We start from the raw sequence: 14,499 nt of genomic DNA on the forward strand, positions 1-14,499 counted from the left end.
CTGCAGGAATGCCGCAGCAGGGGGCAATGGGTTCGCCTGTGATGGGCGGAATGGACGCTGCCGGCGAGACACGCTTCCCCGGACAGCAGCAGTCGGCACAAAGACCCGTGAACGGCACCATAATCAGACAGCCCAAAGGCGTGCCCACGGCACAGGGACGCAAGCTGGTAGGATTTCTGGTAACCTACAACCGCGATCCGCTGGGCAAGTCATACAACATTTATGAGGGCAAGAACTTTATCGGACGCGACCGCTCGTGCGACATCTGCGTGCCGGAAGACAAGCAGATGTCGGGCCGCCACATGTCGCTCCTTTACAGAAACGTGGACAACAAGTTCAAATACCGCGACGAGCAGTCGAGCAACGGAACCTTCGTCAACAAGGAGCTTTCTGACGAAGGCGAACTGAAGAACTACGACATAATACGCCTGGGCAGCACCGTGTTCATTTTCATAGCAATACCACAAATAGGATAAAATCATGGAAAACTATATAATAGCCAACTGCACCGACACGGGCAGGGTGCGCAGCGTTAATGAAGACAGCATGACCACGTTCGACTCTCCAAACGGAAGAGTCGTTGTAGTATGCGACGGCATGGGCGGACAGAAGGCCGGCGACGTGGCATCGCAGCTCGCCGTGGCCGTGATACAGGACATCCTGACCGACAACACATTCGCCACAGCCGAAGAGGCTATCAACAGCTCTATCATTGCCGCCAACCAGGCCATACTGCGCAGGGCTTCGCAGAACGACGGACTAAGCGGCATGGGGGCTACATGCGTGATGATCATCATCAGGGACGGACAGGTGTACTACGGCTCTGTGGGAGACAGCCGCATATACTACGTGGCCAACCGCAACATACATCAGATAACCAAAGACCAGTCGTATGTCCAGGCGCTCGTCGACTCAGGACAGATAAGCAAGGAAGACGCCGAGCATCATCAGGACAAAAACCAGATAACCAATGCCCTCGGACTTGAGAACATGACACCTCCCGTGATAGGACAGATGCCTATAACGCCAGAACCGGGCGGTGTGTTTGTGCTGTGTTCCGACGGCCTCAGCGGCATGGTCAGCAACAATGCCATACTCAACACCGTAACGCGCTATGACCTGCCGCTGAAGGAGCGTGCAGACATGCTGGTGAGCCAGGCCAACGATGCAGGAGGAGTAGACAACATAACGGTGCAGCTCGTGGAGTTTCCTGGCGGAGGAGGCAAGCGCGGCAGCATGCAGCCCAACGGCTACACCTCAACACGCGCAAAGAAAAGCCACACGCTGCTTTACTCCATAATAGGCCTGCTAATGGTGACAATAGCCGGCGGAGGCATCTACTGGTACCTGAACAAGGACAGCAAGCCGCAGACAAAGCCCGAGGTAATAATGAAGAAGACACAGACACAGGCAAAGCCGCAGCCGAAAGCTGAGACCGCTGAACCTTCAGCACCCGAGACTACCAATAGCACAAAGGAGGTGAAGAAGGTGATAACCGTAAAGGAAAGCGAGCCCGTCAAGACCGTAAAGCCAAAGGTTACAGACAACAAAATATCTACAAAGAAAGCCATCACGAAAGAAGCTCAAAAAACAACTGACAAGAAAGGAAGCTCAAAGACAGAAGAGATAAAGAAAAAGATTGTCGAGGAAAAGAGCGGAGACACCGGCAGGAAAGAGAAAGATGGCATTGTGTATGAAAATCTAAAAGGCGAAAAATAATTATCTCGATGAGACAAATTGCTAACTATATCATTGACGACGAGCCTATTGCCCGTGGAGGCATGGGGAGAATATTCCGTGCACGCGACACCAAGGGCAACATAGTGGCGATAAAGGAGATTCTCCCGGAATTTGCCACCGACTGGTCGATAATAGACAGAATAGAAAAGGAGGTGAAGTTCCTTGTAAGAATAGACCATCCCTCTATCGTAAAGCTCTATTCGGCCTTCCGCGACGAGCACACACAGTGCTACTATATCGTCATGGAACTTGTTGAAGGACTGAACATCGAACAGTATGTAACAAGGCATGGCCCCATACCAGAACAGCAGGCTGTGGAGATGATGATGAAAATACTCGACGCGCTGCAGTGCGTACACGACTCACACATCGTGCACCGCGACATCAAGCCGTCGAACATCATGGTGCGCCCTGACGGCAGCATCTGCCTGCTGGACTTCGGCATAGCCAAGGATCTTGACAACAATAACGGCAACACCATACCGGGCTCTATACTCGGCACAAACGGATATATGAGTCCGGAGCAGGCTGCCGGCTACTCCATAAACTACCGTTCGGACATATATGCCGTAGGCTGCGTGTTCTTCTACATGCTCACAGGACACCATGCCTTCAACACGCTCTCCAACGAGTTTGAGACGAAAGACTCGATAATAAACGACGAATTTCCGAAGCTCTCCAAATACAAGAAGGGCATATCCGACGTGCTGCAGAAGGTGCTCGACAAGGCTACGGCCAAGAACATGATGCAGCGCTACCAAAGCTGCTACGAGTTTATGTCGGCACTGAGCAACGGCACCAACGTAAGCAACATATCATCGCGCAACATGCCGGTGAAGATATCCGTAGGCCGCGAGATGTGCGACATCATAGTGAACGACTCGGCACGAAAGATAAGCCGCCACCACGCTGACATAGAGCTGAAGGAGTTTACCGGAGGAAAATATTATGTGTTCACAGACTGCAGCTCAAACGGCACTATCGTAAACCGCAAGTCTGTATGCAAGACCTCGGTAAACATCCCCGCCGGCGGGCCTGCCCCGGAGATTTATCTCGCAGGAGTGATTGAGGGACATCTCGACTGGAACAAAGTGGTGGAAGAACTCGACAAGCGTGCACGTGCCATACAGGACGCAGAAGACACGCCGACGGAAGATGACAACACCGTGTCGGAAACGACAACCATATCCAAGCCCAATGAAGAAAACGCTAAATATGTAGAGAAGGATGCCACGGGATGGCTGATAGCAGCCTACATATTTGCCATTCTCGGCGGATTCTTAGGAATAATACTTGGCACGGTGGTAGCCACAGGAAAGGTGGAGATGGTGAGCGGCGAAAAAATATACAAATACAAGTCTGACCACCGCAGGCTCGGATGGGGTGCGGCAGTATTGTCCATCATATCCATGGTCGTGTGGAAATTCGTAATCCTTGTGTGATAACCTTCCATTATATAAGACTCTTGGAAACATTACCCGCCGGCGGAATTATCCTGACTGGCAGCTGACAGTTATAATTTCAAAAGATATCATTTCAGCCTGCGGAACATGGGCTTTCGTCTTCTGAAAGATAACCTTTCACAACATAAAAGGACACCTTTTGGAAACCTGCCGGAATCAAGAGAAAACCGTAAGAAAAAGCCGCAGAAATGCGACAGACCGTAAGTTCCGGCGCAATGGCATAAAAGAACCTGACGTCTACCTTGAAAATCATTCATTGAAGCAACATGATACCGACAGACATACTTAATTATAGAATTGTGCGCCACCTGGGCTCAGGCGGCATGGGCAGTGTTTATCTTGCAGTAAACACGAACATTGACCAACAGGTGGCAATAAAGGCCTTGAAGCCTGAAATAGCCCGTAACCCTGCGCTCCGCGCACGATTCAAGCAAGAGGCCGAACTGCTCTGCTCGCTCGACCATCAGGGCATTGTGAAGTTCCTCAACTATGTTGAAACGCCTGAAGGCGTGTTCCTTATAATGGAATATGTCAAAGGAATAACGCTCGAAGACTTCATCAACAAGAAAAACGGCCTGATTGTCGAAAAGAAAGCCTATCCCATGATATGTGAGATACTTGATGCGTTTGAATATGCCCACTCCAAAGGCATTGTTCACCGCGACATCAAGCCCTCGAACATAATCATACAGGAAGACGGGCATATTAAGATAATGGACTTCGGTATAGCGCAGATTGTGTCTGAGGCGAACATGGCTGACAGCAGATACATAATGGGCACACCGACATACATGAGCCCCGAGCAGATTTACGGCAGGAACGTAGACACCCGTTCGGACATATATTCAATCGGAGTGCTGATTTACCACATGCTGACAGGCCGCGCGCCGTATGACTCAACCATGCTTACGGCGCAGGAAATAAGGCAGAAGGTGGTGAGAGAAGACATGCCGCGCATGGCAGAATATTATCCTTATATATCAAACAAGATACAGGAGGTTGTAGACAAAGCCACACAAAAGATTCCCGAAGCACGCTATCAGTCGTGCATGGAGATGAAGGCCGCCGTGAAGAAAGCCATCGCCCCCGACCCTATACCGCGCCCGCTGATCTACGGAGGAGCAGCCGTAGCGGTGATACTGATGCTCGTGGGCTTCTTCACATGGGACTACTACCGCACAAAGGTAAAATACTATCGCGATTATGTTGAAGTCTACGGCATACCCGAAGGAGTGGGCCGGCTGAGCAGCAGCGAAATGTCTCACCGCGAGGCGTCGTACCGCTTCGAGTATTCAAGACACAAGCTCCGCCGCGTGTCGTACGTGAACAGCAAGGGCAAGCTGGTTGACCATCACGACTCTGAAGACAAAGACCGCATAGTTGACATGACGCTGCTTTACACCGAAGGAAGCGGAAAGGTTGACTCTGAGAAATTCATGGACCGCAGCGGCAAGGTGCTGTACGTAAAAGACTACGACAGCAACATGAAGACCTGCACCTTCAAGCTGGACGACGAACTCGGCACCGAGATGACGCTCAACGCACAGGTGAAGCTCTTTCAAAGCGCATTCGATGTTTCTCTCGACGGAAAGGGAAAGATATCAAAGTACATTCTCGAATACGATGACGAAGGACATCTCGTGAAGGTTGAATATGCCGGATTCGGCAATGTCAGGGTGCCCGACGGACAAGGCATCTTCGGCCGCAGATATGTCCTTGATGACGAAGGACGCGTAATAGAGGAACACTATCTTGGAAAAGACGGCAAGCCCAAGGCCACACAATTCGGCCTCGGCGTGAAGAAATTCACCTACGACGATGACGGCAACCTGTCTAAGATTGTTTACCTCACAGTGGACGGAAAGCCGAGCAGCGACGGCAACAACTGCCCGGTGGTGCTGCTAACCTACGACAAATGGGGCAACCGCACATCAGAGAAATACACCGACATAAACGGCCAGCCGATGATACGCAAGGACGACGCCTTTGCAGGCATACTCTACGAATACAACGACGACGGCACATGCAAGAAGAGACAGTATCTCGGAGTAGACGGCAGGCTGACATACGTTAAAGGCGTCAGCGGATATGTCAACGAGTATGATGACAACGGATACCTGTCGGGCATTTCGTATGTCGATGCCAAAGGAAATGCGGCATACTTCAACGACACGGATGACGAAGCCACATATTCGAAACAGAAATTTGTCAACGACGACAAGGGGAACATTATCGACCACAAGCTGCTCGACGCGTCGGGCGAACTCGTAGAGACGGCATACTTTGCCCACAAGAAAAGCACATACGACTCGCTTGGCAACATGCTCACAGAATATTATTTCGACAAAAACGGAAAGATATACGCACCTGCCAAACTGGGATACGCCGGTCTGGAGGCAAGATACGACAAGCAGGGACGCCTGGCAAGACTCACCTACATGGGCGCGGCCAAGGAGCGCATAATGCTATCAGACATGCACTTCTGCTACTTCACCAAAGAATATGACGCCCGCGGAAACTGCACGAAGTTCTCTTACTTCGACGACAAGGACAAGCCGGCCATGACATCACAGGGAGCGTCAACGGTGTGCTATGAATATGACGACAACGGGAACGAGACAGCGCGCTACTTCCTCGACACCGAAGGCCGCCCGTGCGTGCTCAACAATTTCTGCTCACGCGTGGAATACGAGTACGACAGCCAGGGCAACTGCATATCAGAAAGGCACAAGAACACCGACGGAAAACTGATGTCGGTGTCGGGAGTGGCATACTATGAGTGGGAGTTCGACCAGAAAGGCAACGTAACGGCCGAACGCTCCATGGGCACAAACGGAAAGCTTGCCGCAGGAAAATATGAGATCAGATACAAATATGACGGACGCGACAACGTAACCGAACGCTCATACTTCAGCAGCGGAAACAGGCCGGCACTGTGTGACGGGGGATATCACAAAGAGGTGATGAAATACAACTCGAACAACATGTGCGTGCAACAGGAATACTACGGAACCGACGGCAGGCTGAAAAACATCAGCGGACAGAACCTTGCTGTCATAAAGCGCGAATACGACGAGCGCGGAAACAAGACCTCGGAAGTGTTCTTCACGCAGAACGGCACACGAGGATGCGACAACGAGAAGGTGCACAAATACTACAACCAGTACGACAGAATTGCCAACAAGGTGAGCCATCAGATTTCATTCGGCATTGACGGCAAGCCCGTGGTAGCCAACAACATCGCGGCTGAAGGCCGCACCGTCTACGACAAGCGGGGCAACATGACCAAGATAATGTGCTATGACGGATACGGAAAGAGCATAAACGGCAGACAGGGATGGAGCGAGTGCAGATTCACATACAACGAAGCCGGCGACATCACCTCGAAGGCATACTTTGACATCAACGGTAAAGCCGTTGCCGACAAGAGCGAGAAGATACACAAGTATACATACACATACAACGGGATGCGCATGCTAAGCAGCGAATCTTATTACGGCGCCGACGGCAAGCCGGCAAACACGGCAAGCGGATACAGCACCGTAAAATATAAGTACAACAAGCAGAACCAGCTTACGGAAACGGCATGCTACGGAGCCGGAGGCCGCCCCGTGGACAACAGTCAGGGATGGCACCGCCTGGTTTACTCTTACAGGGCAGGCACACAGTATAAATGCGTCTTCTACGACAAGAACAACCGCAAGCTGGGCACAGCCACAAACACAGACGGCAAATGGAGCCTGCAGGTGGAGCAACGGCAGAACATGACCGGAGGCTATGGCTGGCAGGCAGCATGGCGGCAAGCGGCAAGAGAGTGCCCCACGAGGATAGCCGACGGACTGACAATAGAAAGCGTAACCGTAGGCAACGACGCCGTTACCCTGGCCGTATACATCGAGAACTTTTCATCAGAACAGATAACAAGCGAAATGCTCAACGTCCTGCGGCAGTTTGTGTCAACACTCAGAAAGTCGACGTCGACGCCGTCGTATGTTGACATACGCATGATAGTGTACGACATGAACCACGAAAGGACAGCCATAATATAAAAGAATAAGAACAATAACACCTATAAGACGATGAAAACTTTAAAAATCATTATCTGCCTGCTTTTAGCGTTTACGGCATCAGCATCGGCAGGCGATCTGACTCCGGCTCAGAAAGACGCACAGCTAAAACTTTACAACTATTTGCAGAAGAAGAAATACGAACCTTCTGTCGACACGTCTGACAACAGTGTATGCTTCCGCCGCGAGGGAGTGCTCTACTGGATAACGTTCGACGAGAACTCGCCCATACTCTACACCTTCCACAGAAAGGCATTCAAGGTGGGCGCTGACGAGATGTCGTATAAGCGCATACCCAGCATAATAGCTGCCAACGAGGTAAACCGCAAGCACAAGACCGTGAAGCTTACCGTTGAAGACAAGAAGGTTGAGATAGCCATACAGGTATATGCCGCAAAGACCGAAGACTTCACGGCAGTGTTTTCAAGCTACTTCTCAAGATTCGAGGATGTAGACACCGACTTTAAGAACGAATACCAGACGGCTCTAAAGGCTGAGCGCGAATCAATGAACAGACTGGAAGAGGAGGCACGCAAGGACCTTCCGCCAAGCGTGCTCACCGACAAGATTGTCAACATGTCCTTCCGCCTGCTCGATGCCGACGGCGTGGAGAAGACGCCCTACGACCAGCCTCTGCGCAGCTTCAACGCAAGATACATACAGGCACGCATTGAGTTTGCGCCATGGAGAGAGAAGGCACAGGACTTCGACCTGCAGCTGAGGGTTACAAGACCTAACGGAAAGACCATCTGCATGCCAGGAAAGAAAGTAACCTCGGAGATGACAGTAACACTCGAGAAGTCGAAGAAGAACCAGATGATAGAGTTAGGACAGTTCGGCTCGCCTAAAGAAGGATTCTGGAAGGCCGGCGAATACAAGGTGGAAGTCATCGAGTCGGGCGACGTAATTTACACCACCACGTTTAATATTCTGTAAAACACACACAACATGAAAAAGCTAATCATATTTGCCGCCATAGCCGTGCTGACGGCGGCTTTGTGCGTAAGCTGCAAGCAAAAGAACAAAGACATTGAACTGCTGCAGAACTTTGTTGAAGAGATAAGCTCACAGCCGGGCAAAGACCTTGCTAACGGAACGGTGCTGACAAAATGTGAATACAAGCAGGGCGACAGCCTCTTCACATACAGGATAAAGGTAAGCGACGACCGCTTCAGCAACGTTGCGGCAGACTCGGTGAAGAGCACGCTGTCAAAGAAGCTGACAGAGCCGGGAATGCAGAAACTTGTAAAGATACTGTCGCGCAATTCTATCGGACTTCAGTATGTCTACGAGATGGAAGGCAACGAGATGAGCGTAGTGTTCACTCCTTCTGAACTTAGCACACAGCAGAATCAATAACATTTCATCAACGTTGTGTCAGAACCGGATTTGCCCGTACACCTGGCTGCAGCAGCAACACGTTGCATGCTGCGCCTCAGGTAGCGGTCAAAGCGGTTCCGGCACTTTTTTATTATAACACATATTGTCATGACATTCACAGATTCAGTCAGATCATGCATAAATAAATATGCCACCTTCAGCGGGCGCGCATCGAGGTCAGAATTCTGGTGGTTCTGGCTTTTCATCTTTATTGTGCAGATCGTTTCGCTCACCATATTCTCCGTCATAGGCTATCTGCTGGGAGGCTACGACGGCTGCACGATATCATTATCTATCTGTTCAGTATTATGCATCCTGCTGCTCACCGTGCCATACCTATCGGTGCTTGTCAGGCGCCTGCACGACACTAACCACAGCGGATGGTGGTATTTCATATCGCTGATACCGCTCATAGGCACAATATGGCTGATAATACTTCTTGCCACCGACAGTGACGAGGAGAACAAGTACGGCCTGCCTGTTTATTAACACACAACACCTTTACAAGCAAAGAACTGAAAAAACAACAATAAAAAAATGGCAAAAATAAGACTACAGGGAGAAGAAGAGAAAAGAAAAAACATATGTTTTGAGGTTGACACCGCCAATCCGCCAATAGGCGAAGGAGGCATGGGCAAGGTGATGAAGGGCGTCTGCATAGACATCGCGACCAACATATCGCGCCCCGTCGCCATAAAGTTTCTTTATGAAGACCTGCCGCCACACGCCATAGAGAGGGCACGGCGCGAGGCATCAATACGCCTGCGCAACGACAACCTGATAGAGATGCTCGGATTCATCGAAACCGAGACTAAGCACGGCACAATGACACGCAAGCACTACCACGTTGTCAGCGAGCTGCTTAACGGCATTCCGCTGTCGAGCATCTTTGAAGGCAAGTGCACCGACGCCGACGGCCACGAGAATCCGTTTGCCAAGAAGCTGCTAAAAGAGTTTCAGGCCGACTCCGTACACTTTGCAAAGACCATAATGCTCAACGTGCTTTCAGGACTCATAGCGCTGCACGACGCAGGATACGTACACCGCGACATCGACCCGTCGAACATCATGCTGACCGAGGACGGACACATCAAGCTGATCGACTTCGGTATAGCGAAGCAGGTGAACAAGCTCACCACCAACGACCGCGGACTGACAACTGCCGGAACCTTCATGGGCAAGGCTGAATATGCCGCGCCAGAGCTTGCCATAGGCGACCTGAAACACCAGAACCAGACCACCGACATATACGCCATGGGCATACTGCTCTATCAGTGCATCGTGGGCCATGTGCCGTTTGAAGGACAGTCGCACGTAGTGCTCGAGAAACAGCTGCACAAGAAAATTCCACTCGCACAGATCAAAGACCGCGGCATGCGCAAGATAATAGAATGCGCCACCGACAAAGACCAGAACGTGCGCTATCAGACAGCGGCACAGATGCGCGTGGCGATAGAAAACCTCGACGGCAAGAAGCGACAGCTCAAGAAGTCGACAAGAATAACCATAGCTGCCGCCTGCGCAGCCATAGCGGTTGCCATAATAGCCATAGGAGGCGTGTCATATCACAACAAGAAGGTGGAGCAGGAGCAGATAGCTCTCGAGATAAAAGCCACCAACGACTCGCTGCGCACCAAGACCGAAACCCTCACTCTCACGGCCGACAAGAGCCTCGCCACGGGCGACAGACACGACGAGGGATACGAACGCCACTATATCGACGCCTACAAGAAATACATGGAGGCACTGGCCATTGCCAAAAAGATAACAGAGAACAAGCCTGACACCAAGAACATAAGCCTCAACCGCGACAAGGCCAAGGACGCCCTGCTGAAAGCAAAGGCCGAACTGGAAGCCAAGGCTAAAGACTTTGAGGCCAGCGACATGCAGGATATAGCCAAAGAATTCCACACCAGAGTTAAGAACATTACAGACGCATTAAGTTATAATCCATAATCTTTTTTTTGAACTATGAGTACTATTGCCAAACTTCTTTTAACCGTTGTCATTGCCGTGTTGTCTATTCAGGCCAACGCACAGACCGCCGGCGACCGCCTGTTTGCACAGGGACAGAAGCTGCAGCTGAAGCAGACCGTAAGCTCGCAGAAACAGGCCATTGCAAAGTTCAGCGCAGCCAAGAAGGCCTACGACTCAAGCACCAAGAAGGCCATGTGCGACAACCAGATTGCAATATGCAGGAGCAACATCAAGCTGATAACGCGAAAGACAAGGACCGTGACGAAAAAAGAGACCGTCGTGCTCGAGAAAGCCGACTCTGCCGTTCCGCCCGAGGTGGCCAAAGACCCCGTAAGGCTCAGCCTGTCGGTGTCGTCGGTAGAATTTAAGTCGTCAGGCAAGAAGAGCGACAACCACGAGGTGACGGTAAACTGCAACTACGACGACTGGACCTACACCTTCCCGGAATGGGTCGACGTCACCAAAAACGGCAACAAGCTGACGCTTACCGCCGACCCCAACAAGACAGACGGAGAACGCTCGGGCGTGCTCACCGTAAAATGCTACGATGAGAAGGCCGAACTGATGATCTATCAGAAAAAGCCGTTCTCGCTGAAGTCTCTCATCGGCGGCAAGAAGTAAGAACAACATAAGCTGACATGAATATCACTGACCGTGAAGTGGTCCGGGCACTGCTGCAACGCGACGCCCGGGTCACAAGGGACTTCTTTTACCGTAAATGCTATCCGCTCTTCAAGTCTGTGTACGACAACTACCACACAGACTGCTCGTCGTGCATGGAGTTTATAAGCGAAATATACGTCCACATAATGACTCCCGACAAAGCCGGCGGACAATGCAAGCTCGAAGGGTTCAGATACCAGAGCACGCTCTTCACATGGCTAAAGGCCGTGTGCCTCTTCTACTGCTACAAGAGATATGAGCGCAGGACAAAAATGCCGACAGAACAAATTTCTGAAAAATTTGACGGCCAGGGTGTAAGAATCGACACCATTCCCGCATCTATAGAGTTAGACATCTCATCTCTTCAGGCCGACGACGCCGAAACCATACTGAGGCTGATGCCCAACAGAAGATACAGCAGGCTGATAAGACTGCGATATCTATGCGGACACACCAACGAGGAGACGGCCATGATGATGGGAATGAACATGAACACCTTCTACAACAAGCACAAGATGGCTAAAGAACAATTTTTAAAGACACTAAGAACGGAGGAAATGCGACATGGATGACTACGGCAACTTTACCCTTGACGAGAACATGTTTTCGGCATGGCTCGACGGAAATATGACGCCCGACGAGGAAGAGGCTTTCATGGACATGTGTGCCGACGACCCCGCCATGGGCGAAATACTCGACGCCAACGACCAGGTGGACGACTACTACGAAAATCTTGTAGACGGAGGATACGAGATACCCGAGGAGCTCGACACCGACTTCGACCTGCCCTACATATCCCCGGCAGACGAAGACGACGACATTTACAGCTATGAAGACATCGAACCGTATGACGACAGCAGCGACAGCCATGACATGACTGACGACGGCATGACAGACAGCGACGGCTTCGACGACGACAACGCGACGGATCACTTCGGCAGCGACACCTATCAGGACATGGACTTAATGTAGCCCATACAGATACATACGGCGGGCCGCCACGCCAACGGCGGCCGCATGGACATCTTAAGAATTACTATCCGCAGCCCTCTCCCATTGAGGTGCTGCGGATATTTTTATGGCAAACAATATTAATCATTAAATCGATAATTTGCTTTAAAATTCTTGGCTTTGCATAGTAACAAACATCATTATCTTTTAGGAATCTTATCTAAATCTATTTTTCCCTTTATATTTAAAGTATATTGTGGCCTAATTTCAATAACAGGAAGATTGTCTGCATAATTTATTAATTTATCTGACATAGGATAACCTTCCTTCACATATTCAACATATTGTGACAACAGTCCGTGAAACTTTGAATAATAAAATGATTTCAACGGCTGTATTTTCTCCAAAACTTGTCGTGAATGTTCTGATGGCTCAGACAATCCTGTATGTCTGTGATTAGTATTGCGACACTGATACAACTCCGAAAGCAAATTGCATATTTCATTAAAGCTGTCATAATCACTGCTTTTCATCTCTGCCTTGTAACCGATAAAATAGACCACATTACGCATCTTGTCCCATGCATAATGTTCTGACAAGGGTTTACTTGTCTTAATCATGTAATTAGGATTTCCGCCTGTGCTACCAATGAAAAGTAATCTGGCTATAATATATTCACCTGGACGTCTTTTCAAATCTGAATCGATACAATATGCCGGATAAGCCCACATTTTTGAAGCCACCTTATTGACTATCGGGTCTGCGCAAATATAATTAGTGATATTTTCAATCTGTTGATACATGGCAAGACAGAAATCGCCAAAATCATCTTTTCGTCGGAAACGTTCCATTCTATTATAGTCGTAAGCCAATGCTGACCGTAAAGACTCTATTGGAAAATCTGCATAAAATTCATTTCCTTGTTTACGTGTGACTTTCTCTATACACAATTCATAAATTTCATTTATACGTTCATTATCACCTAAAACGATATCTGCGGGGGAAACCATACCAAGTTTCTTCCGCAGTGCTGTGGAAAATTCTGCATCTTGCAAGGTGAGACGATATATCTTTTCTATTGCCTTTTCCTTATTAGCATCCATTATTCTATAGTTTTAGTAATGCATCTAACTCCTTATTCAGTTCATCTACATCAACAGGAACCAAAGAGGACATTACAGTCTTTCCACTTAAATGGACAAGCCAAAAAGGTTTATCCTGCTTGTCTCGGCATATCGATATAGACAAATGTTCCTTCCGTTTTTCCATATCAGGCTTTATATCTTTGCTGACAGAAGCAAACACCTTTTCGCCATCAAGCAAGAAATAAGCATAACGATGAACTTTTACCGGCTTGTAGTCTATAGTTTTTTCTGAATGTTCGCCAGGAGCAAACATACTGATGACTATCTTCGTATTATTTTTCTTTTCAAACTCGATAAGAGGAGTTGTTTCGACGTATGTTATTGAATGAACTGTCGTTTTTACAGGATCACGCATATCGTCCACAAGTGTTTTAAACTTATCGTACAAGCGTCTATAAGTGCTGTCTTCATCTCCTTTTACCATTTTCATATACATCAATTTACCATCAATGACGTTTACCAAGTCGGGCTCACCTTTCTTTACATGTCCTTTATCTTCCTTATATTTTGGGAAGAACTTTGCGTAAGCTACTCCATAACCGTATCTGTCCCAAATATAAAGGATGTTGCGTATGTTGCGCACATAATCATGAGTAACATTCAGCTTGTTACTGACTATGATGCCTGTAACCTCCTGCCTGCCGCCTACTTTCTGCAAACGTGTTTTCTTTTCATTAATAGTGAACCCCTGACCTTGTATTATGCGCAGAAGCTCTTTTCGAAATTCACCGTTTTTCTGATAAACATTATGCATTGACGAAAAGGTTATGTCATCGGCATAACGTGTGTAATGCAGCCCAAAACGCTTGGCTAGCCCAGCAAGGCGGCGGTCAAGAGTATCACAGATCATATTAGTTATGATTGGTGACGTAGGCGCTCCTTGCGGCAATATGTAAAAAACTTTCTTAGAGCCGTCATCCATCGTGCGCATTTCTTTCATAGAGCATAGCCCTGCCAGCACGTTAGCAACAGGCACAGTAAAACTAAACGGCTTTAGCTGCAGTCTTTTCCATATACGAGGCTGTTCAATACTAGGGAAAAAATCTTTCAGGTCTATATTCAGAATATAGTTTTGCCCTTTATGTACGTCTGCATTGGTTACGACAGAACGCT

13 protein-coding genes are annotated in these 14,499 nt (G+C 49.1%); 11 read left to right on the top strand and 2 right to left on the bottom strand.

Annotated features, from left to right (window positions below; genetic code table 11):
• The 11 genes from QVO66_RS03835 to QVO66_RS03885 all read left to right on the top strand — a co-directional run.
• A partial coding sequence (locus QVO66_RS03835) for an FHA domain-containing protein (protein WP_288172557.1) occupies window positions 1-476 on the top strand: 476 nt, incomplete at its 5' end.
• Window positions 477-480: 4 nt separating this feature from the next.
• Entirely contained in the window at window positions 481-1,719 is a 1,239-nt protein-coding gene (locus QVO66_RS03840; RefSeq protein ID WP_021854087.1) for a Stp1/IreP family PP2C-type Ser/Thr phosphatase, read from the top strand.
• 8 nt (window positions 1,720-1,727) lie between these two features.
• Window positions 1,728-3,182, top strand: a complete 1,455-nt coding sequence (locus QVO66_RS03845) for a protein kinase domain-containing protein (RefSeq protein ID WP_021854088.1) — start codon at window positions 1,728-1,730, stop codon at window positions 3,180-3,182.
• Between the two features lie 287 nt (window positions 3,183-3,469).
• Window positions 3,470-7,252, top strand: a complete 3,783-nt coding sequence (locus QVO66_RS03850; RefSeq protein WP_021854089.1) for a serine/threonine-protein kinase — start codon at window positions 3,470-3,472, stop codon at window positions 7,250-7,252.
• Window positions 7,253-7,282: 30 nt separating this feature from the next.
• Window positions 7,283-8,206 (top strand): hypothetical protein, encoded by a 924-nt coding sequence (locus QVO66_RS03855; RefSeq protein WP_021854090.1) that lies wholly within the window; start codon window positions 7,283-7,285, stop codon window positions 8,204-8,206.
• 12 nt (window positions 8,207-8,218) lie between these two features.
• Window positions 8,219-8,629: a hypothetical protein gene (locus QVO66_RS03860; RefSeq protein WP_021854091.1), complete on the top strand. Its 411-nt coding sequence runs from the start codon at window positions 8,219-8,221 to the stop codon at window positions 8,627-8,629.
• Window positions 8,630-8,758: 129 nt separating this feature from the next.
• Window positions 8,759-9,139, top strand: a complete 381-nt coding sequence (locus QVO66_RS03865) for a DUF805 domain-containing protein (RefSeq protein WP_021854092.1) — start codon at window positions 8,759-8,761, stop codon at window positions 9,137-9,139.
• A gap of 48 nt (window positions 9,140-9,187) precedes the next feature.
• On the top strand, window positions 9,188-10,606 hold the full coding sequence (locus QVO66_RS03870; protein WP_021854093.1) for a serine/threonine-protein kinase: 1,419 nt from the start codon (window positions 9,188-9,190) through the stop codon (window positions 10,604-10,606).
• A gap of 15 nt (window positions 10,607-10,621) precedes the next feature.
• Window positions 10,622-11,248: a BACON domain-containing protein gene (locus tag QVO66_RS03875; RefSeq protein WP_021854094.1), complete on the top strand. Its 627-nt coding sequence runs from the start codon at window positions 10,622-10,624 to the stop codon at window positions 11,246-11,248.
• Window positions 11,249-11,265: 17 nt separating this feature from the next.
• Complete coding sequence (locus QVO66_RS03880; RefSeq protein ID WP_021854095.1) at window positions 11,266-11,862, top strand: RNA polymerase sigma factor; 597 nt, start codon at window positions 11,266-11,268, stop codon at window positions 11,860-11,862.
• Window positions 11,855-12,262 (top strand): hypothetical protein, encoded by a 408-nt coding sequence (locus QVO66_RS03885; RefSeq protein WP_021854096.1) that lies wholly within the window; start codon window positions 11,855-11,857, stop codon window positions 12,260-12,262. Before QVO66_RS03880 ends, QVO66_RS03885 begins: the two co-directional genes overlap by 8 nt.
• Window positions 12,263-12,441: 179 nt before the next feature.
• On the opposite strand, the gene QVO66_RS03890 is transcribed toward QVO66_RS03885, so the two are convergent.
• Entirely contained in the window at window positions 12,442-13,344 is a 903-nt protein-coding gene (locus QVO66_RS03890; RefSeq protein ID WP_021854097.1) for a hypothetical protein, read from the bottom strand.
• Between the two features lie 4 nt (window positions 13,345-13,348).
• Window positions 13,349-14,499: reverse transcriptase domain-containing protein (locus tag QVO66_RS03895; protein ID WP_288172559.1), on the bottom strand; the 1,151-nt coding region annotated here is incomplete at its 5' end.

This window comes from Prevotella sp. CAG:255 (assembly GCF_000431195.1).
GTDB lineage: Bacteria > Bacteroidota > Bacteroidia > Bacteroidales > Bacteroidaceae > Prevotella > Prevotella rara.